The following is a 21,752-nucleotide window of genomic DNA, read 5'->3' as shown; positions in this document are numbered from 1 at the left end:
GTAGAGAGATAAAATGAAAAACGGCTGCCTAGGCAGCCGTTTGATTATTCGTCGTATTCTATGGTTCGAATTTCCGCTTGCAGCTTGTGAATCTGCTTTTGCATCGCTCGCATCTCTTCATGCATCGGAATTATATGGGCGACACGAATCCATGATTCAACCGTTAATCCCGCCAAAATGATCGCACCTGCAACCATCGGCAACCACATGTCGGTCAGCATCATGCCAAGCAATGTCAGCACCAAACCAAAAGTAAATAGATAGCTTTGACTCTTTGGGGACATCCCCATATAACGTGTCAGCATACTGTCGCCCTCCACCACTATTGTTATGGTTAAAGTAGCATGACAATGATGACACTTATATGTCATCGGTCACGCATTTCACCGATTTTACCTTCAAACGAACACCGATCTCTAACAACATATTGAACGTACAGCTCAATGTAACAAGATAAAAAAAGGCCCTAACCAAAGGTTAGAGCCTGAATCGTGTGAGGTCACTTTAATCCGCAGATTATTAGCTACGTGGTTTTAGATCCAACACGTGCAATAGACGCTCTGGTGTTCCTTCCCAAATCATAGGACGACCTTTCGGGTTGTCTTTTGTCCACCAGCCAGTAAAGCGCTTAGTGTTGTATTGGTAGAAGTTAGGACCAGACAATACCGGAACCGTCACTTGATTTTCTGCAATCAACGCTTGGATATTATTCGCAATTTGGCGCTGCTCTTGGCTATCCGCTGTTTTGTAGAAGCTGTCTAGCAACTTATCCAAATCAGCGTTTTTCCAGTGGTGCATCGCAAAGCGCGGCATACCTTCAGAGCCTTGTAGGCGAGAGTGGTAACCACTATCCCAGTAAGTATGCGGCGTTGGACCATGGAAATAGTTGGTGTAAGCGATATCGTAATCCGCATTAATCATCGCATTGTTGTAGATAGAGAAGTCAGGAGTACGCGCTTTCACCTTAATACCCACTTCTGCCAACTGCTCCGTCGCCAACATAACGGTGTTGTTAAAGTCCGTCCAACCTTGCGGTGACTGAATGTTTAACTCAAACGTCTCACCTGATGGCGACTCAACAAAGCCATCGCCATTGATGTCTTTATAGCCTGCTTTCGCAAGAGCCGCTTTGGCTTTTTCGGTTGAGTAGGTCATAAACGGCTTGTACTTATTATGCGTTTTTTCATCTGACCACGTTTCAAACGCGTAGCCTAGACCCGATGCAAAGTCATTCAATACTGCGTTGCCATAGTTGGCAATATCAATCAGTGTTTGACGATCCAGAGCCATTGAGAAAGCACGGCGGAACTCAACATCGCTCAACACTTCATGCTTCACTTTGTCTTTTGACTCATAGTTAAACACAAAGGCTTGTGTCCCTGCTGGTGGATACCAGTAACCATGATCCGAGGATGCCGCTAAATACGTTTGATCAATGTCTGGAACGAACGAGCCCGCCCAGTCAATGTTGGAGTTCATTAACTCACCCAACACTTGGTCATTGTGGTTCATTTGCGGTACACGCAGACAGTCGACATCTAAGCTCGCGTTATCCCAGTAATTAGGGTTACGACACTGCAGGAACAAGGTTGAAGTAAATTGAGGCAGTTCAGTAAACGGACCAGTACCAATTGGGTTCGGGTTCATAAACGCAGCTGGATCTTCAACACTCTTCCACTGATGCTCAGGCACAACGGGTACTAAAGCAATCTCGTAGCTGATGTTGGTGTTCACTTCATTAAGGTGGAAACGCACTTGGTAAGGGCCTAGTTTTTCCACTGACTTAATTTTAGTGTTGATACCGCGATCATCGATATTTGGGTTCGCTTGAACCAAGTTGAAGGTAAACACCACGTCATCGGCGTTGAATGTTTCACCATCAGACCATTTTACCCCTTCACGCAAATCAAAAGTGATGCTGAGAAGATCGTCACTCATTTGATAACCCGTCGCAAGACGGAACTCAGGGATATTACCCTTCAATTCATTGAAAACCACTAACGGTTCAAAAATGAAGTCACGCGCTGTATGCAAACGAGAAACAGCGTAAGGGTTAAAGTTACGAATCAATGACGCATTATGGTTTGGGATAATCGTCACTTTGGACAGACTATCTAGATCAGCAGCAACCACAGATTGCGCAGATAAAGTCAATGCAGAAGCAATCACTGCAGAGAGTAAAGTGGTTTTCATAGCAATACCTTATGAATGGATACGACCACAAAATAACCACTTTCCTCACTTGCAGCAATCCAACCAAAATCACTAAATAAAACATAAGGTTGCACACATGTTACATCCAGCCTTCCATTTGACCGATGAGCGACGTCTTTTTTTCTTACTTTGCGATATATTAGCGATTCAATTCAAATTTTATGTTTCAAAATGGTAGAAAATTACAACACTTCGAAGTAAAAAAGAGGGCCTTAATCATCGGTAATAAATGCGAGCCGATTAAAATTTCAACGCTAACTCACTGCCATCAATGCTCACTATTTAAGACGTTTTAATCATAAAATCCTGCGTCAATCGACCCTGCGAGCACCAACAAACACCAATATGGCGGAGCACCCGCCCATACGATAGCAACCCTAGCGTCGTAACGAAAAATGCCCCTTTAAATTCGATTTAAGCCGTTTAAAGATAAATATGCGGAGAAATAGGCAAACTTAACCTTTCTGGCTATGAAATAAGCAACATTGCCTCTACTCCCATCTACAATATCTGGGTATACTTGATTGTTATTTTTTTTAAATCATTCAGAAGAATCGCGCGAACCTGACTATGCAAAAATACGATATCAAAACCTTCCAGGGAATGATCCTCGCGCTGCAGGATTATTGGGCTCAAAATGGTTGTACGATTGTTCAACCGCTAGATATGGAAGTAGGTGCTGGCACCTCTCACCCAATGACATGTCTACGTGCACTTGGCCCAGAGCCAATGGCAACAGCGTATGTTCAACCTTCACGTCGTCCGACCGATGGTCGCTACGGTGAAAACCCGAACCGTCTGCAGCACTACTATCAATTCCAAGTAGCACTAAAACCATCTCCAGATAACATTCAGGAGTTGTACCTAGGCTCACTTGAAGTTCTTGGTGTCGATCCGCTTGTTCACGATATTCGCTTTGTTGAAGACAACTGGGAAAACCCAACATTGGGTGCTTGGGGTCTTGGCTGGGAAGTTTGGCTAAACGGTATGGAAGTAACGCAGTTTACTTACTTCCAACAAGTTGGCGGCCTTGAGTGTAAACCTGTGACTGGCGAGATCACTTACGGTATTGAACGTCTAGCAATGTACATCCAAGAAGTTGACTCAGTGTACGACTTGGTATGGAACGTCGCACCAGACGGTTCAAACGTCACTTACGGTGATATCTTCCACCAAAATGAAGTTGAGCAATCAACTTACAACTTTGAACACGCAGACGTTGAATTCCTATTCGGCTTCTTCGAGCAGTGTGAGAAAGAGTGTAAAAAGCTACTTGAACTTGAGAAGCCATTACCTCTGCCAGCTTACGAGCGCATCCTAAAAGCAGGCCATGCTTTTAACTTGTTAGACGCCCGTAAAGCTATCTCAGTTACTGAGCGTCAACGTTACATCCTTCGTATCCGCGATCTGACTAAGTCTGTCGCAGAAGCGTACTACGCATCGCGTGAAGCACTGGGTTTCCCAATGTGCCGCTCTGCAGAACAAAAAGCGAATAACGAGGAGAAGTAACCCATGGCGCACAATTTTCTAATTGAACTAGGTACCGAAGAGCTGCCACCGAAAGCACTTCGCTCACTAGCAGAAGCGTTTGCCGCAAACTTTGCTGCAGAACTAAACAACGCTGAAATCGCATTTGACGATCTTAAGTGGTACGCGACCCCTCGTCGCCTTGCGCTTAAAGTGGCAAACCTAGCAGCAAGCCAAGCAGACAAAGTCGTTGAAAAACGTGGTCCTGCCGTTGCTGCTGCGTTTGATGCAGAAGGCAACGCAACCAAAGCAGCTCAAGGTTGGGCGCGTGGTTGTGGCATCACTGTTGACCAAGCAGAGCGCATGGTGACAGACAAAGGTGAATGGCTACTGTTCAAACAAGAAGTGAAAGGTCAGCCAGTTAAAGAGCTTGTGGTCGATTTTGCTGCGAAAGCACTCGCAAACCTACCAATCCCTAAAGCAATGCGTTGGGGTAACTCTGACATTCAATTTATTCGCCCAGTAAAAACACTAACGATTCTACTTGGTGATGAGCTAATCGAAGGTGAAATCCTTGGCGTGGCTTCTGCACGTACTCTACGTGGTCACCGCTTCATGGGTGAGCGCGAGTTCACGATTGATTCTGCCGATCAATACCCTGCGATTCTTGAAGAGCGCGGCAAGGTAATGGCCGATTATGATGCGCGTAAAGCCATCATCCTGGCTGATGCTCAAAAAGCAGCAGCAGCGGTAGGTGGTGTTGCGGATCTAGAAGATGACTTGGTTGAAGAAGTGACTTCATTGGTTGAATGGCCAGTTGTGCTAACCGCCAAATTTGAAGAAGAGTTCCTAAAAGTCCCTTCTGAAGCCTTGGTTTACACCATGAAAGGTGACCAAAAGTACTTCCCTGTCTACGATGACAACAAGAAGCTACTACCAAACTTCATCTTTGTATCAAACATTGAGTCGAAAGAACCTCGCTACGTTATCGAAGGTAACGAGAAAGTGGTTCGTCCACGTCTAGCGGACGCGGAATTCTTCTTCAATACTGACCGCAAGAGCCCGCTGATTGATCGCCTGCCGCAACTTGAAACGGCTATCTTCCAGAAGCAACTTGGTACGATCAAAGACAAGACAGACCGCATCACTGAACTTGCTGGCTACATTGCTGAGCAAATCGGTGCTGACGTCGAAAAATCTCAGCGTGCTGGCCTGCTAGCGAAATGTGACCTAATGACCTCGATGGTATTCGAATTTACCGATACCCAAGGCGTTATGGGCATGCACTACGCCACGCATGATGGCGAAGATGAGCAAGTTGCACTGGCACTTTACGAGCAATACATGCCTCGTTTCGCTGGTGATGACCTACCAAGCACGGGGATCTCTTCAGCCGTTGCGATGGCTGATAAGCTAGATACGATTGTGGGTATCTTCGGCATTGGCCAAGCACCAAAAGGTTCAGATCCATTCGCACTACGTCGTGCATCTCTTGGTGTACTACGTATCATCGTTGAAAACGGCTACAACCTAGATCTGGTTGATTTGATCGCGAAAGCGAAATCGCTACTTGGCGACAAGCTAACTAACGCGAACGTTGAAGCTGACGTACTTGAATTCATGCTAGGTCGTTTCCGCGCATGGTACCAAGACGCAGGCTTTAGCATCGATATCATTCAAGCGGTATTGGCACGTCGTCCAACGAAACCAGCTGATTTCGACCAACGTGTTAAAGCGGTATCTCACTTCCGTGAGCTAGACGCAGCAGAAGCACTGGCAGCCGCGAACAAGCGTGTGGGTAACATCCTAGCGAAATTCGATGGCGAACTTGCCTCTGAAATCAATCTAGCACTTCTGCAAGAAGATGCAGAGAAAGCGCTAGCTGAAAGCGTTGAAGTGATGACAGAAGCGCTAGAGCCTGCGTTCGCAACGGGTAACTACCAAGAAGCACTAAGCAAACTGGCAGACCTACGTGAGCCAGTAGATGCATTCTTCGACAACGTAATGGTTATGGCTGATGATGAAGCACTGAAGACGAACCGTCTGACGCTACTGAACAACCTACGTAACCTATTCCTACAGATTGCCGATATTTCTCTACTGCAAAAGTAGTCGGCTAGATAAAACATTCAATCTGTGCGGATAAACGCTAGTGTAAAAAAGCCCAGCTCATCGAGTTGGGCTTTTTTTATTGAATTGCGATTTTGTGCTTTGCGTCTCTTATCCATTACGGTATGTTCAAGGATTACTCGATTCGTCAGCAATGTACTGGCGCCACGCACATGAAAGCAAACACAATGTATTAGGTTTAACAGCACATGCAGTTCTCTAAATTTGGTGAAAAATTCAATCAGTACTCTGGGATAACCCAGTTAATGGACGATTTAAATGATGGCCTACGCACGCCAGGTGCCATCATGCTTGGAGGAGGCAATCCTGCCGCCATTCCTACCATGCTCGATTACTTTCACCAAGCCAGTGACGAGATGCTCGCCAATGGAGAGCTCATAGCTGCGCTTGCCAACTATGATGGACCACAAGGTAAAGATGCTTTTGTAAAAGCATTGGCACGACTGTTCCGCGAAACCTACGGTTGGGATATCAGTGAGAAGAACATCAGCCTAACCAATGGCAGCCAAAGTGGCTTCTTCTACTTATTTAACTTATTGGCAGGTAAACAAGCTGATGGGTCACATAAGAAAGTCTTACTACCACTGGCACCTGAATACATCGGCTATGGTGATGCTGGCATCGATGAAGATATCTTTATCTCCTACCAACCGGAAATTGAGCTACTGGATAACGGTTTATTCAAATACCACGTCGATTTTGAACAACTGACGGTGGATGATTCCATTGCTGCGATCTGCGCATCACGTCCAACCAATCCGACTGGTAATGTGCTGACTGACGAAGAAATCCATAAACTGGATAAACTGGCTCGCCAACACAACATCCCACTGATCATTGATAATGCTTACGGCTTGCCGTTCCCAAATATCATCTTTGCTGACGTTCAGCCTTTTTGGAATGACAACACCATCTTGTGTATGAGCCTATCGAAACTCGGCTTACCTGGTGTGCGTTGTGGCATTGTGATTGCCAATGAAGCAATCACTACGGCGATGACGAATATGAATGGCATCATTAGTTTAGCGCCAAGCAGTGTCGGCCCAGCCTATGCTAACCATATGATCGAAAAAGGCGATTTGCTCAAACTCAGCACCGAAGTGATCAAGCCTTTTTATCAACAGAAAGCCCTGCGCGCAGTCGAGTTATTACAACAAGCGATCACCGATGAGCGCTTCCGTATTCACAAACCTGAAGGGGCGATTTTTCTTTGGTTGTGGTTTGATGAGCTGCCTATCACCACTATGGAATTATATGCGCGCTTGAAAGCACGTGGTGTTTTGATTGTACCGGGTGAATACTTCTTTATTGGTCAGGAAGAAGGTTGGGATCATGCCCATCAATGCTTACGTATGAACTATGTTCAAGATGATGAGATGATGCAAAAAGGCATTACTATTATTGCAGAGGAAGTGGCAAAAGCTTACGCCGGTTAAGCAAGTCTATCCAACTCTGGCTAAAAATAAAAAGAGCGCCCTTTCCTTGATGGAACGGCGCTCTTTCTCATTCTATAACGTTCGCGGTGAGTTGCGATCGATAGTCACAATAATTAGTTGTTATCAATCAACTGGCTGCCACCAATGGCAATCTTACGTGGTTTCATTGCTTCTGGAATTTCACGAACCAAATCAATATGCAATAAACCATTTTCCATTGAAGCGCCGGCCACCTTAACATAATCCGCTAATTGGAATTTACGTTCAAAATCACGCTCTGCGATACCTTGATAAACGTAGTTTTTGCCTTCTTCAGCTTTACGTTCACCCTTCACGATCAGCATATTTTCATTCTGAGTCAGATCAAGCTGCTCTTCAGCAAAACCAGCAACCGCCATAGTGATACGGAAGTTATGCTCATCTTTTTGCTCAATGTTATACGGAGGGTAACCGCCAGATGTGTTTTTCGCTGTTTGGTTTTCCATCAAGTTGAACAGACGGTCAAAACCAATCGCATTACGGTATAGTGGTGAGAAATCTACATTACGCATAATCCTATCCTCTTTTTAAGCAATAGTCTCAGCCCGGATGAGGGTCATCCATATGGCGCATTTATGCAAGACAGCGCCGAGCTAAGGGATTCAATCATTCATTCCTCTGACCTACTCTTTAGGTGTGTGGACATGATGTCGAATCGAGAGTTAAGTTGTGGGCTAATACTGAGTATCCTCTCCTGAGCGATCTCGTTTAGCGATTTCAGAGGTGCCAATCTTCTCTTGTAGAGCAAGCTAGCTTTCCCTCTTCATTAATAGATATATGACCCAAACCAGCCACTTTCAAGCGATCTGCTGCAAATTTTTTATTTCTATTCCAAGATCCCCGACTCACTCGTTCCTCGCTCTCGAGGATGACGTACTAATATACGGAGAATGAAAAACGCCACTCAGCCACTTTTTGCGTAAACGTCGTACTCTCAAAACCAAACGTTACAGCAGCCATATCTCGACTCTCGGCTCGTTTATTTCACGCAATAAAAAATGCAGACATTACTGTCTGCGTTTTTAAATTTAGACGACAAATCAGCGTCTACACATCCAAGTTAGCAACCTTCAACGCGTTCTCTTCGATGAAGTTACGACGCGGCTCTACTTGGTCACCCATCAGAGTCGTAAACAATTGGTCTGCGCCTACCGCATCTTCAATCGTTACTTGCATCATGCGACGCGTTTCTGGGTCCATGGTGGTTTCCCAAAGTTGATCTGGGTTCATCTCACCTAGACCTTTATAGCGCTGTAGGCTTAGACCACGACGCGACTCTTTGATTAGCCACTCAAGTGCTGCAGCAAAGCTTGCCACTGGCTGAGTACGTTCACCACGTTTAATGTACGCGCCATCTTCAATTAAGCCATCTAACGCTTCAGAAAGAGAGGCTAGTTTGCCGTATTCTTTTGAATTCAGTAGATCTGCGCTCAACGGATAGTAATGCGTCACACCGTGAGTACGAACAACGATCTTAGGTAAGAAGATACCCAGTTCTTCGTTTGCTTCCACTTCAAAGCTGTATTGGCTTGCGCCCACTTCTTTGGCATTTAGCTGATCAACAAGGTTTTGAGTCCACGCTTGAACTGCCGCAGTCTCTTTACATTGTTCAACCGTAATACGCGGGATGTAAAGCAGCTCATGAATCATTGCACGAGGGTAACGACGGCTCATACGATCAACTAATTTAATCGTTGCGTTGTACTGTTGTACTAGTTTCTCTAACGCTTCACCACCTAATGCTGGCGCTTCTGCGTTAACGTGTAGAGAAGCATTATCCAATGCCAAAGCAACTTGGTATTGGTTCATTGCATCTTCATCTTTGATGTACTGCTCTTGCTTACCCTTCTTCACTTTGTAAAGTGGTGGCTGAGCGATGTAGATGTAACCACGCTCAATCAGCTCTGGCATTTGACGGTAGAAGAAGGTCAACAATAGCGTACGGATGTGCGAACCATCGACGTCAGCATCCGTCATGATGATGATGTTGTGGTAACGCAGTTTATCTGGGTTGTACTCGTCACGACCGATACCACAGCCTAGTGCTGTGATAAGCGTTGCCACTTCTTGAGAAGAGAGCATTTTATCGAAACGTGCTTTCTCTACATTTAGGATTTTACCTTTTAGTGGCAGAATCGCTTGGTTCTTACGGTTACGCCCCTGCTTGGCTGAGCCGCCAGCAGAGTCCCCTTCCACAATGTAGAGTTCAGAAAGCGCAGGGTCTTTCTCTTGGCAGTCTGCCAGTTTACCTGGGAGACCGGCTAAATCTAATGCGCCTTTACGACGAGTCATTTCACGCGCACGACGCGCAGCTTCACGAGCACGCGCTGCATCGATGATTTTTGAACAAACCATCTTCGCTTCGGTTGGGTTCTCAATTAGGAACTCAGCTAATTTCTCACCCATTGCCGATTCAACGGCTGATTTCACTTCAGATGAAACCAGTTTGTCTTTAGTTTGGCTTGAGAATTTTGGATCAGGCACTTTCACCGAAACAACAGCCGTTAGACCTTCACGTGCATCATCACCTGAAGTGGCCGTTTTCGCTTTCTTAGAGAAGCCTTCTTTATCCATGAATGAGTTTAACGTACGTGTTAGTGCCGCACGGAAACCAGCAAGGTGAGTACCACCATCGCGTTGAGGGATGTTGTTAGTGAAACAGTAGATGTTCTCTTGGAAACCATCGTTCCACTGCATCGCCACTTCAACTGTGATGCCATCTTCACGTTCGAAATCGAAATGGAAAATTTTCTCAATGATAGGCGTTTTGTTGGTGTTTAAATGCTCAACGAAAGCTTGGATACCACCTTCAAACTCAAAGTGGTCGCTCTTATCTTCTTCACGCTCATCGATCAATTTAATTGATACGCCAGAGTTCAAGAAAGAGAGTTCGCGTAGACGCTTGGCAAGAATATCGTAATGGAATTCAAGAACGTTCGTAAACGTTTGATCACTTGGCCAAAAACGAATTTTTGTACCCGTCTTTTCAGTATCGGCAATCACCGCAAGAGGCGCTTGAGGCTCACCGTGGCAGTAAGTCTGTGTATGTACATGACCACCACGCCAGATCGTTAGCTCTACTTTTTCTGATAGTGCGTTTACTACTGAAACACCTACGCCGTGTAGACCACCCGATACTTTGTACGAGTTATCATCAAACTTACCACCAGCATGAAGAACCGTCATGATAACTTCAGCTGCTGAAACGTTCTCTTCTGGGTGTAATTCGGTTGGAATGCCACGACCATCATCACTGACTGAAACTGAGTTGTCCTCATGGATTGTCACAACGATGTCTTTACAGTGACCAGCCAACGCTTCATCAATTGAGTTATCTACCACCTCAAAAACCATGTGGTGAAGACCGGTGCCATCATCCGTGTCGCCGATGTACATACCTGGACGCTTACGTACCGCATCCAGACCCTTCAGTACTTTAATACTCGATGAATCGTAATTTTCAGACATGAATTATCTTCCGCTATTTATCGTTGCTCTATTGTGCCATGTTCCACATGGAACATCTTGCCATTCTCACCGCGCATGTCGGCAATATGGCTTTCGGTTATAGAACTTACAAAAACTTGAGCCCCCGTCTCTTTTAAGCAGTCTGCGAGACGCTTACGACGTTGACTATCTAATTCCGATGCAAAGTCATCAATAAGGTAAATGCATTGCTTTCCGGTCATTTCCGTTAAGTGTTGTCCTTGCGCGACGCGCAATGCACACACCATCAACTTAAGTTGACCACGTGATAGCACATCTTCAACTGGTGTTGCGTTTACCTTGATGCGTAAATCCGCTTTGTTTGGCCCACTAAAGGTGTAGCCTAACGATTGGTCACGCTCGAAGTTTTTCTCGAGGATTTCCTGATAAGGAGTGTCCTTATCCCAGCCTCTATAATACTTCAATTGAATATCAAATTCTGGCAAAAATAGCTTACATAGTTGCTCAGCTTTGGCGCTCATCTGCTCGATATACAGAGCGCGCCATTGGCTTATATTCTCAGCCAAACGCGCCATTTCTTGATCCCAATAACTGAGCTCTCGATAACTGCGCGCCGTTTTCAATAACGCATTACGTTGCTTGTTTAATCGCTTAAAGCGACCCCAAGCATCAAAAAATGCATTTTCGGTGTGAAACACACCCCAATCAATAAATGCACGACGATGTTTTGGCCCATCCGTCAACAAATCAAACCCTTCAGGGTGAATAAGTTGCAGTGGTAACACCTGCGCCAATTGAGCCAATTTTTGCCCAGATTGACCGCCTATTTTAACCTCTGTCGTGCCATCACGCTGCTTATTAATGCCAATTGGTAGCTCAAATTGATCCGAGTTCAAAAAACGGCCATGTACAAACAGCTCGTCACACTCATTTTGGATCACGCGTCCAGTTAGCGAACTCTTAAAAGAGCGACCATGTCCGAGCAAATAGATCGCTTCTAAGACACTGGTTTTGCCGCTGCCGTTTGGGCCAATAAGAAAGTTAAAGCCTGCTGATAGGTCAATATCACAGGCTTTAATGTTTCGAAATTGCTGAATAATTAGACGAGAAAGCGGCATGCTAGAGTCGAATTGGCATCACCACGTAGAGTGCGCTGTCATCATCAGCGTTTTCAATCAACGCACTGGCGTTGGCATCTGACATTGATAAGCGTACTTTTTCGCAACGAAGCGTATTGAGCACATCCAGAACATAACTCACGTTAAAACCGATTTCGATCGCGTCACCTTCAAAGGTCACGTCTAACATTTCCTCGGCTTCTTCTTGCTCTGGGTTATTAGCGGTAATGCGCATTTCGTTATCAGCAAGATTAACGCGCACACCACGGAATTTTTCATTCGATAGAATCGCTGCACGTGAAAAGGCTTGGCGCAACTCATCACAACCCGCTTCTAGGGTTTTGGTCGTAGTTTGCGGCATTACGCGGCGATAATCAGGGAAACGCCCATCCACCAGCTTAGAAGTGAAGACAAAGTTGTTCACTTCAGCACGAACGTTTGAACTACCAATTTGTAAAACAACCGGCTGCTCAGGTGCATCCAGTAGTTTCACCAATTCTTGTACACCTTTACGCGGAACGATGATCTGCTTAGTTGCAAAATCAGCGCCTAGAGAAACTAAAGAAACCGCCATACGGTGGCCATCGGTCGCCACGCTACGCAGTGTGGTGCCGTCGATTTCAAATAGCATACCGTTAAGGTAGTAACGCACATCTTGGTTCGCCATAGAGAATTGTGTTTTCTCAATCAAACCGCGCAGTTCTGCTTGGGTCAGTGACACTTCAACTTCACTTTGCCAATCTTCAATATTAGGGAAATCATTAGCTGGCAATGTCGCCAATGAGAAACGGCTACGGCCAGAACGCACTTGAACGCGATCGCCTTCGAGAATAAAGGTGATCACAGAGTCATCAGGCAGGCCACGACAAATATCGAGGAACTTACGTGATGGCACCGTAATGCTACCAGCTTCAAAATCCCCTTCGAGCGTGACACGGCTGATCAACTCTACTTCTAAATCGGTGGCCGTCATGGATAAGGTATTTTCTTCAACCTTAAGCAAGAGGTTACCTAAGATAGGCAGTGTTGGACGCCCACCTAAAGCACCCGACACTTGTTGCAGGGGTTTAAGTAGATGACTACGTTCGATGGAAAATTTCATAATGCGCTCTTGTTTGAATTCGTTATGGCTTTACGTTTGGCTACGATTCTTTAGCCAATATTAGCAACTGTCTAGAATACCGCGAATTACGATGAAAGGGTACGAATCAAGTTAGAGTAATCTTCTTTGATATCGTGGCTTTCTTCACGCAGTTGAGCAATCTTACGACAGGCATGCAATACCGTCGTATGGTCACGACCACCAAATGCATCACCGATTTCCGGCAAGCTGTGGTTGGTCAATTCTTTCGATAGTGCCATCGCTAACTGGCGAGGACGCGCAACGGAACGAGAGCGGCGTTTTGACAGTAAGTCAGCCACTTTAATCTTGTAGTATTCCGCCACGGTTTTTTGAATATTGTCGATGGTCACCAGCTTCTCTTGTAGAGCCAGCAAGTCACGCAATGCTTCACGCACAAAATCAATCGTAATTGGACGACCGGTAAAGTTGGCATTGGCAATCACGCGGTTCAATGCGCCTTCCAGCTCACGAACGTTCGAACGTAGACGCTTCGCAATAAAGAACGCCACTTCATCCGCAAGATGAATTTGGTGATCTTCCGCTTTCTTCATCAAGATCGCCACGCGCGTTTCAAGCTCAGGTGGCTCGATCGCAACGGTCAGACCCCAACCAAAGCGAGATTTTAAACGATCTTCTACGCCGTTGATCTCTTTTGGATAACGGTCAGAAGTAAGAATGATCTGTTGATTGCCTTCCAATAACGCATTGAAGGTATGGAAGAATTCTTCTTGAGAACGCTCTTTATTAGCAAAGAATTGAATATCATCGATAAGTAACGCGTCAACACTGCGGTAGTAACGTTTGAATTCTTCAATCGCGTTATTTTGCAGTGCTTTCACCATATCTTGCACGAAGCGCTCTGAGTGCATGTAGATAACTTTCGCGTTCGGCTTGTTATCAATAATGGCATTACCAACCGCATGCAATAGGTGGGTTTTACCCAAACCCGTACCACCGTACAAAAACAGTGGGTTATACGCTGTGCCCGGGTTATCAGAAACCTGGCGAGCCGCAGCTAAACCAAGCTGGTTAGATTTACCTTCAACAAAGTTATTAAACTTATGCTTTGGATTAACGTTTGAACGGTGGTTAATATCCGCCAACGCTTTATCGTCATCCCAGGTTTTATGTACTGGCTTGCGTGCTTGCAACTGGGCTGGCGCTGATGATTCAGCGGCCACATCTGCTGGTGTGCGTTTAGTCGGCGCCGGTTTTGGCGCAGCAACTGGGCGACTACCTACTTCAAAACGTAAGTTCGGGATATCGTTACCGCAGTACTCTTGCAGTAGACGATTAATACTATTGAGATACTTATCGCGTACCCAATCCAACACAAAACGGTTAGGTGCAAATAAGGTAAGTGTATTATCACTGAGCTCCGCTTGTAGCGGACGTACCCACATACTGAATTCTGTAGCTGGTAGCTCTTCTTGAAGCTGTTGCAAACATTGCAACCAAAGCGAAGATGACACAGTGCCCCCACTCGAAGTAAATAGATCGGAAAAGATTAGCGATTTTACCTGTTGATAACCAAGATCACCAGCGATTGATCGGTGATCCAGTGAATAAGATCCAAGTTATTCACAATTATTTTGTGATTATTCGCTGGATCATCACACCTCACCCCAGCCTTACCCACAATTTGATCCACATTTGCCTACTTTTACTCAGATCATCACTTTGGTGATAACTCTGTGAATGAATGTTTTTTTGATCACGTTATCCACAACGTCATCTTTCGTTATTGGGCAACGTATTACCCGTCATCAACGCGATGTGAATAAACTACTATCAACAAACTTATTACTAACCTGTCTAGGTTATCGCTCTTGGTTATTTATCGAATCAAGTCACCAGACAGTAGTATTTACTCCCATAATTAGATGGAGTCTCAATATGAAAAACTGGATTAAAGCAGCCGTTGCTGCAATCGCACTATCCGCTGCCACCGTACAAGCCGCAGATGCCGCTATCACTGAGGTAAAAGTGGGGATGTCAGGTCGCTACTTCCCATTTACTTTTGTGGAAAAAGATAAATTACAGGGGTTTGAAGTCGATTTATGGGATGAGATAGGTCAACGTAACGGCTACAAAGTGGAATACGTGACCGCGAGCTTTTCTGGTTTATTCGGCTTACTGGAAACAGGTCGTATCGACACCATCTCCAATCAAATCACCATCACCGAAGCGCGCCAAGCCAAATTCCTGTTTGCGGATCCTTATGTGGTTGATGGCGCACAAATTACCGTTCGTAAGGGGAATGACAGCATCCAATCCGTGACCGATCTGGCCGGAAAAACCGTGGCGGTCAATTTAGGATCGAACTTTGAGCAACTATTGCGCAGCTACGATAAAGACAACCAAGTTACGATCAAAACTTACGATACCGGTATTGAGCATGATGTCGCGTTAGGTCGCGCCGATGCATTTGTGATGGATCGCCTTTCTGCACTAGAGTTAATTAAAAAGACTGGGCTTCCGTTACAGCTGGCGGGTGAACCGTTTGAAACCATCGAAAACGCCTGGCCATTTTTAAACAACGCTCGTGGCCAGCAACTGCAAAGCGAAGTCAACCAAGCACTCGCCGCTATGCGCGCCGATGGCACATTAGCCACGATTTCTGAGAAATGGTTTGGAGCGGACATTACGCACTAAAGCGTTGTATTACTCGCCACACCAATGGCTCGTCAAACAAAGGTGGATTTATTCCACCTTTTCTTTCTCTTTTAGGTAAACATTTATGGGATTCGATTTTCACTACATGCTGGAACTGATGCCGATCTTGCTTAAATATCTCGGCACCACAATGGAAATGGCCACGTTAGGGTTGGTTTTCGCGCTCACTTTAGCGGTCATTTTGGCCAATATTCGCGTGTTTCGCATCCCGGTGCTTGATCAACTCAGCCAGCTCTACATTAGCTTTTTCCGCGGTACACCGCTGTTAGTACAACTATTTTTACTCTATTACGGTTTACCACAAATCTTTCCGATCATGGTCGGTGTCGATGCGTTTAGTGCTGCCGTAATCGGCCTTACTTTGCATTTCGCCGCCTACATGGCTGAAACGATTCGCGCCGCCATTATCGGAATCGATCGCAGCCAAATGGAAGCCAGTTTGTCTGTGGGAATGACCACTACTCAAGCGATGCGCCGCATTATTTTGCCGCAAGCAACCAGAGTCGCTCTCCCTTCATTGATGAACTATTTCATCGATATGATCAAATCAACTTCGTTAGCTTTTACCTTAGGCGTAGCCGAAATTATGGCGAAAGCGCAGATGGAAGCCTCTTCGAGTTTCCGCTTTTTTGAAGCATTTTTAGCCGTTGCATTAATTTATTGGGGCGTTGTACTGATTTTGACCCGAGTGCAAACATGGGCAGAAGTAAAATTAAATAGGGCCTATTTACGATGATCCGACTAAATAACATTCACAAACACTTTGGCGATACCGAGATATTAAAAGGTATTGACCTTGAAATTAATCAGGGAGAGATCATCGTTATTATCGGTTCAAGTGGCACCGGTAAATCGACACTATTACGCTGCGTAAACTTTTTAGAGCAAGCCGATCAAGGCTCGATTCAAATTGATGATGTCGTCGTCGATACCGCGAAACACAGCAAGGCAGAAGTGCTCGCGCTACGAAGGAAAACCGCTTTTGTGTTTCAAAATTACGCTCTGTTTGCTCATATGACAGCACGACAAAACATTGCTGAAGGCCTGATTACTGTGCGCGGTTGGACAAAAAAGGCTGCATTAGAAAAAGCACAGCAAATACTTGATAATATTGGACTTAGTGACAAAGGTAACAGCTATCCCGCCGCCCTTTCTGGTGGTCAACAGCAACGTGTAGGCATTGGCCGAGCGATGGCTCTTCAGCCCGAACTGCTGTTATTTGATGAACCGACTTCGGCACTCGATCCAGAATGGGTAGGTGAAGTATTACAGTTGATGAAACAGCTCGCGACCCAGCATCAAACCATGCTGGTGGTCACTCATGAAATGCAATTTGCCAAAGAAGTTGCCGATCGTGTGATCTTCATGGCGGATGGGCATATTGTTGAACAAGGATCGCCACAAGAGTTGTTCGATAATCCCCAAGATCCAAGATTGCAAAAATTTCTCAATCAGGTGTCGGCAAAATAAAGATCAAGATAAGGATCGTTTGATCCTTGAGATTTTGCTCACACTACGTATAATCGCCCGACGCGGAATTTCACACACATGAGTCGTTGACACAATTTGTGAGTGTGATTACAATTCCGCCTCTTTGTTGAGAGGCGTCGGTTGTCCTCTATATATATAAAGAAGACTACATGCCCACGCCGGGTTAACTAAAGAACCTAAAACTACTGATCAGTAAGGTAATTATCATGAAACGCACTTTTCAACCTACAGTTCTAAAGCGCAAGCGTACTCACGGCTTCCGTGCACGCATGGCTACTAAGAACGGCCGTAAGGTTATCAATGCACGTCGTGCAAAAGGCCGTGCGCGCCTGTCAAAATAATAATTAATTTATTTTGAATACGTACGCGTTCAATCGGGAGTTACGCTTGTTAACTCCCGAGCATTATCAAAACGTCTTCCAGCAAGCTCATCGAGCAGGCTCACCTCATTTCACCATCATTGCACGCAATAATAACCTATCTCATCCTCGACTAGGTTTGGCTGTTCCTAAGAAGCAAATCAAAACTGCTGTTGGTCGCAACCGCTTTAAACGTCTATCTCGTGAAAGTTTCCGTAATCATCAACATCAACTTCCAAACAAAGATTTTGTTGTAATTGCCAAGAAATCTGCGCAAGATTTAAGCAATGACGAAATGTTTAACCTATTTGAAAAGCTATGGCAGCGTCTGTCTCGCCCATCACGTGGCTAGCCATCGGCGTCGTCCGACTCTATCAAGGCCTCATTAGTCCTCTAATCGGACCACGCTGTCGTTTCCATCCAACTTGTTCAAGTTACGCTGTAGAAGCGCTGAAAGCTCACGGTTTTGTAAAAGGATGTTGGTTATCCAGCAAACGTCTATTAAAATGCCACCCTCTAAGTGAAGGGGGCTTTGACCCCGTTCCACCAATTCAAAAACAAGACAGAGATAAATAACGATGGATTCTCAACGTAATATCCTGTTAATCGCTCTAGCTTTGGTGTCCTTTCTACTTTACCAGCAATGGAATGTAGCTAAGAATCCAGCGCCGCAAGCGATTGAACAGGCTCAATCAAGCAGCTCCCTACCTGCACCATCTTTTGCCGATGAGCTTGACCCAGCGCCATCTCAACAGGCAGCTGCAAAAATCATTACTGTAACAACGGATGTATTAACTCTGTCTATTGATGCGGTTGGTGGTGATGTTGTTCAAGCTGATTTAAACCAATACTCAGCAGAATTGGATTCTCCAGAACGTTTTGAACTACTGAAAAACGAACCTGGCCATCAATTTATTGCTCAAAGTGGTCTTGTTGGCCCACAAGGCATCGATTTAAGCAGCACTAACCGTCCTGCTTACACAGTCAGCGCAGATAGCTTTAAGCTAACTGATGGTGTTGATGAACTTCGCATCCCTATGACTTTCTCTGCTAATGGCCTTGATTACGTCAAAACCTATGTATTAGAACGTGGCAGCTATGCGGTTAACGTTGAGTACGATGTGGTCAACAACTCAGGCAACAATGCGACTTTCGGTATGTACGCCCACCTACGTCAAAACGTAATGGATGACGGCGGCAGCATCACTATGCCAACTTACCGTGGCGGTGCTTACTCGACTCAAGACGTTAACTACAAGAAATACAGCTTCGATGATATGCAAGATCGCAACCTGTCTCTTAACCTGACTGACGGTCAAGGTTGGGCAGCAATGATCCAGCACTACTTCGCAACAGCATGGATTCCTCGTGACGAACCAGGCACAAACTTGTACACCCGTGTAATTGGCAACCTTGCTGATATCGGTGTACGCATGCCAAACAAAACCATCGCAACGGGTGATACTGCAAACTTCACCGCAACGCTATGGGTAGGTCCTAAACTGCAAAATCAAATGGCAGAAGTCGCACCGCACCTAGACCTAGTAGTCGATTACGGTTGGTTATGGTTCATCGCGAAGCCACTACACTCACTATTGTCGTTTATTCACGGTTTCGTGGGTAACTGGGGTGTGGCAATCATCTGTTTGACCTTTATCGTTCGTGGTGCCATGTACCCACTAACGAAAGCACAATACACTTCTATGGCGAAAATGCGCATGCTACAACCTAAGTTGGCAGCAATGCGTGAGCGTATCGGCGATGACCGTCAACGCATGAGCCAAGAAATGATGGAATTGTATAAGAAAGAGAAAGTGAACCCGTTAGGCGGCTGTTTACCTCTAATTCTACAAATGCCTATCTTCATTGCGCTTTACTGGGCACTAATGGAATCGGTTGAGCTTCGTCACTCACCATTCTTCGGTTGGATTCACGATCTATCAGCGCAAGACCCATACTACATCTTGCCATTATTGATGGGTGCGTCGATGTTCATGATTCAAAAAATGAGCCCAACAACCGTTACCGATCCAATGCAGCAGAAGATCATGACCTTTATGCCGGTTATGTTTACCTTCTTCTTCCTGTTCTTCCCATCAGGCCTAGTACTGTACTGGTTGGTATCGAACATCGTAACGCTTATCCAGCAATCGCTAATCTACAAAGCGCTGGAAAAGAAAGGCTTACATACTAAGTAAGCAATAAATCAAAGACAAAGGCGGCCAAAAGGTCGCCTTTTTTATTTGAGCTGATTACAATTCAGCTAATTATGTTTTTATCGCGCCGATACGGCACATTCAATCACAGGCACTCTTTATGACTACAGATACCATTGTCGCTCAAGCTACCGCACCGGGTCGTGGCGGTGTCGGTATTATTCGCGTCTCAGGCCCTTTAGCTGAGAAAGTGGCACTTGAAGTGGCAGGCAAGGCGCTACGCCCTCGTTACGCGGAATACCTGCCATTTTGCGACGAAGCGGGCAAACAACTCGATCAAGGCATCGCACTCTTCTTCCCTAACCCTCACTCCTTTACTGGTGAAGATGTTTTAGAGCTGCAAGGCCATGGTGGTCCCGTAGTCATGGATATGCTGATTAAACGCATTCTTAAAATTGACGGCATCCGTACCGCACGTCCTGGCGAATTCTCAGAGCGCGCTTTCCTGAACGATAAGTTGGATTTGGCGCAAGCAGAAGCGATTGCAGACCTGATTGATGCCAGCTCAGAAGAAGCGGCGAAATCCGCGCTGCAATCACTGCAAGGCGCTTTCTCACAACGTATTAATACCTTGGTCGATTCTCTTATCTATCTACGTATCTATGTTGAAGCGGCGATTGATTTTCCAGAAGAAGAAATTGATTTCTTGGCCGATGGAAAAGTCTCTGCGGATTTACAAGCCATCATTGATAATCTGGCTGCGGTGCGCAAAGAAGCCAACCAAGGTTCGATTATGCGCGAAGGGATGAAAGTGGTGATCGCTGGACGCCCGAATGCGGGTAAATCCAGTCTATTGAATGCATTGTCAGGTAAAGAGTCAGCCATTGTGACCGATATTGCCGGCACAACACGTGATGTTTTACGTGAACATATCCATATTGATGGCATGCCACTGCACATTATTGATACCGCTGGCCTTCGTGAAGCATCCGACGAAGTTGAAAAAATTGGTATCGAACGCGCTTGGGATGAAATAAAACAAGCCGATCGCGTATTATTTATGGTTGATGGCACCACCACTGATGCCACCGATCCAAAAGAAATTTGGCCTGATTTTGTTGATCGTTTACCAGATAACATCGGTATGACGGTTATTCGCAACAAAGCGGATCAAACAGGTGAAGATCTTGGTATTTGCCATGTTAATTCTCCAACATTAATCCGTTTATCGGCTAAGACTGGCCAAGGGGTCGATGCACTGCGTAATCACCTAAAAGAGTGTATGGGCTTTGCTGGCGGCCACGAAGGCGGCTTTATGGCACGTCGTCGCCATTTAGAGGCACTAGAGAAAGCAGCAGATCATCTCGACATTGGTCAACAGCAGCTTGAAGGCTATATGGCTGGAGAGATTTTGGCTGAGGAGCTACGTATTGCTCAGCAACACCTAAATGAAATCACCGGTGAGTTTAGCTCAGACGACTTACTTGGACGCATCTTCTCTTCATTCTGTATCGGTAAATAATGCAAAAACGCGCCCTTGAGGCGCGTTTTTTAATTCAATCTCGCTAACGTTTTTCCTAACGAAGCATTGGTAATAAGGAAATCAAATGATTCATATCATTACTGGCAGCACCTTAGGGGGTGCAGAGTATGTCGGTGATCATCTTAGTGATCTGCTGATAGAAAAGGGCTTTGAAACAACGATCCATAATCAACCTAATTTGGATGAGATCAAGAACGATGGCGCTTGGTTGATCATCACTTCAACCCATGGTGCTGGGGATTACCCAGACAACATTCGCCCTTTTATTCAAGCGCTACAGACAACACCACCTAAAATGTCAGAGGTGAAATTTGCAGTATTAGCGATTGGAGATTCAAGCTATGACACCTTCTGTGCGGCAGGTAAACACGCTCATGATTTGCTGCTAGATATCGGCGCAAATGCCATTTCTGATTGTTTTACCATCGATATATTGGCTCATTCTGTCCCAGAAGACGCCGCTGAAGCTTGGTTAAGTGACAATATTAACCAGTTATAGGCCCAATTTTGCTTAACAAGGTCAGCTCTCGCTGGCCTTTTTTTACGTCTGTGG

19 protein-coding genes are annotated in these 21,752 nt (G+C 45.5%); 12 read left to right on the top strand and 7 right to left on the bottom strand.

Annotation, left to right across the window (positions count from 1 at the left end; all coding sequences use genetic code 11):
* Positions 1–44: 44 nt before the first annotated feature.
* Positions 45–305, bottom strand: coding sequence for a hypothetical protein (locus RJD38_RS06545; RefSeq protein ID WP_009386309.1), 261 nt, complete (start codon positions 303–305; stop codon positions 45–47).
* Positions 306–519: 214 nt separating this feature from the next.
* Positions 520–2,193: an ABC transporter substrate-binding protein gene (locus RJD38_RS06540; RefSeq protein WP_065545894.1), complete on the bottom strand. Its 1,674-nt coding sequence runs from the start codon at positions 2,191–2,193 to the stop codon at positions 520–522.
* Positions 2,194–2,784: 591 nt separating this feature from the next.
* Here RJD38_RS06540 and glyQ point away from each other — a divergent pair.
* The 3 genes from glyQ (at position 2,785) to RJD38_RS06525 (ending at position 7,247) form a co-directional block, all read left to right on the top strand.
* The gene (gene glyQ, locus RJD38_RS06535; RefSeq protein ID WP_005597320.1) at positions 2,785–3,723 is read left to right on the top strand and encodes a glycine--tRNA ligase subunit alpha; all 939 of its coding nucleotides are present in this window, start codon (positions 2,785–2,787) and stop codon (positions 3,721–3,723) included.
* A gap of 3 nt (positions 3,724–3,726) precedes the next feature.
* Positions 3,727–5,793: a glycine--tRNA ligase subunit beta gene (gene glyS, locus RJD38_RS06530; protein WP_065429599.1), complete on the top strand. Its 2,067-nt coding sequence runs from the start codon at positions 3,727–3,729 to the stop codon at positions 5,791–5,793.
* A 206-nt stretch (positions 5,794–5,999) separates the two neighbouring features.
* Positions 6,000–7,247 carry a valine--pyruvate transaminase gene (locus RJD38_RS06525; protein WP_065429598.1) on the top strand — a complete coding sequence of 416 codons (1,248 nt, stop codon included), beginning with the start codon at positions 6,000–6,002 and terminating at the stop codon, positions 7,245–7,247.
* Between the two features lie 113 nt (positions 7,248–7,360).
* Here the strand turns inward: RJD38_RS06525 and RJD38_RS06520 are convergent, their stop codons facing one another.
* From RJD38_RS06520 to dnaA, 5 genes are all read right to left on the bottom strand, one after another.
* Positions 7,361–7,798 (bottom strand): Hsp20 family protein, encoded by a 438-nt coding sequence (locus RJD38_RS06520; RefSeq protein ID WP_005597308.1) that lies wholly within the window; start codon positions 7,796–7,798, stop codon positions 7,361–7,363.
* A 535-nt stretch (positions 7,799–8,333) separates the two neighbouring features.
* Positions 8,334–10,754, bottom strand: a complete 2,421-nt coding sequence (gene gyrB, locus RJD38_RS06515) for a DNA topoisomerase (ATP-hydrolyzing) subunit B (protein WP_005597306.1) — start codon at positions 10,752–10,754, stop codon at positions 8,334–8,336.
* A 17-nt stretch (positions 10,755–10,771) separates the two neighbouring features.
* Positions 10,772–11,851, bottom strand: coding sequence for a DNA replication/repair protein RecF (gene recF, locus RJD38_RS06510; protein WP_005597303.1), 1,080 nt, complete (start codon positions 11,849–11,851; stop codon positions 10,772–10,774).
* Between the two features lies 1 nt (position 11,852).
* Positions 11,853–12,953: a DNA polymerase III subunit beta gene (dnaN, locus tag RJD38_RS06505; protein ID WP_005597301.1), complete on the bottom strand. Its 1,101-nt coding sequence runs from the start codon at positions 12,951–12,953 to the stop codon at positions 11,853–11,855.
* 86 nt (positions 12,954–13,039) lie between these two features.
* Entirely contained in the window at positions 13,040–14,446 is a 1,407-nt protein-coding gene (dnaA, locus tag RJD38_RS06500; RefSeq protein ID WP_005597299.1) for a chromosomal replication initiator protein DnaA, read from the bottom strand.
* Positions 14,447–14,870: 424 nt separating this feature from the next.
* Here dnaA and RJD38_RS06495 point away from each other — a divergent pair, with 424 nt between their 5' ends.
* The 9 genes from RJD38_RS06495 to mioC all read left to right on the top strand — a co-directional run bounded on the left by RJD38_RS06495 (position 14,871) and on the right by mioC (position 21,698).
* Entirely contained in the window at positions 14,871–15,629 is a 759-nt protein-coding gene (locus RJD38_RS06495) for an amino acid ABC transporter substrate-binding protein (RefSeq protein WP_065545895.1), read from the top strand.
* Between the two features lie 85 nt (positions 15,630–15,714).
* A complete protein-coding gene (locus tag RJD38_RS06490; protein WP_065429596.1) occupies positions 15,715–16,386 on the top strand; it encodes an amino acid ABC transporter permease in 672 nt (223 codons plus the stop codon).
* Positions 16,383–17,120, top strand: coding sequence for an amino acid ABC transporter ATP-binding protein (locus RJD38_RS06485; protein ID WP_065545896.1), 738 nt, complete (start codon positions 16,383–16,385; stop codon positions 17,118–17,120). The genes RJD38_RS06490 and RJD38_RS06485 overlap by 4 nt, the downstream gene beginning before the upstream one ends.
* 227 nt (positions 17,121–17,347) lie before the next feature.
* Complete coding sequence (gene rpmH, locus RJD38_RS06480) at positions 17,348–17,482, top strand: 50S ribosomal protein L34 (RefSeq protein ID WP_005378825.1); 135 nt, start codon at positions 17,348–17,350, stop codon at positions 17,480–17,482.
* Positions 17,483–17,528: 46 nt separating this feature from the next.
* On the top strand, positions 17,529–17,852 hold the full coding sequence (rnpA, locus tag RJD38_RS06475; protein ID WP_231893138.1) for a ribonuclease P protein component: 324 nt from the start codon (positions 17,529–17,531) through the stop codon (positions 17,850–17,852).
* On the top strand, positions 17,819–18,076 hold the full coding sequence (yidD, locus tag RJD38_RS06470; RefSeq protein WP_005597289.1) for a membrane protein insertion efficiency factor YidD: 258 nt from the start codon (positions 17,819–17,821) through the stop codon (positions 18,074–18,076). Before rnpA ends, yidD begins: the two co-directional genes overlap by 34 nt.
* Positions 18,077–18,078: 2 nt before the next feature.
* Positions 18,079–19,698, top strand: a complete 1,620-nt coding sequence (gene yidC / locus RJD38_RS06465) for a membrane protein insertase YidC (RefSeq protein ID WP_005597288.1) — start codon at positions 18,079–18,081, stop codon at positions 19,696–19,698.
* Positions 19,699–19,816: 118 nt separating this feature from the next.
* Positions 19,817–21,178 carry a tRNA uridine-5-carboxymethylaminomethyl(34) synthesis GTPase MnmE gene (gene mnmE / locus RJD38_RS06460; protein WP_005597286.1) on the top strand — a complete coding sequence of 454 codons (1,362 nt, stop codon included), beginning with the start codon at positions 19,817–19,819 and terminating at the stop codon, positions 21,176–21,178.
* Between the two features lie 85 nt (positions 21,179–21,263).
* Positions 21,264–21,698: an FMN-binding protein MioC gene (gene mioC / locus RJD38_RS06455; RefSeq protein ID WP_005597284.1), complete on the top strand. Its 435-nt coding sequence runs from the start codon at positions 21,264–21,266 to the stop codon at positions 21,696–21,698.
* Positions 21,699–21,752 lie beyond the last annotated feature (54 nt).

This window comes from Vibrio scophthalmi (assembly GCF_040869025.1).
Lineage (GTDB): Bacteria > Pseudomonadota > Gammaproteobacteria > Enterobacterales > Vibrionaceae > Vibrio > Vibrio scophthalmi.
Note: the sequence above shows the minus strand (reverse complement) of the source record. Positions and strands in the feature narration are given on the sequence as shown.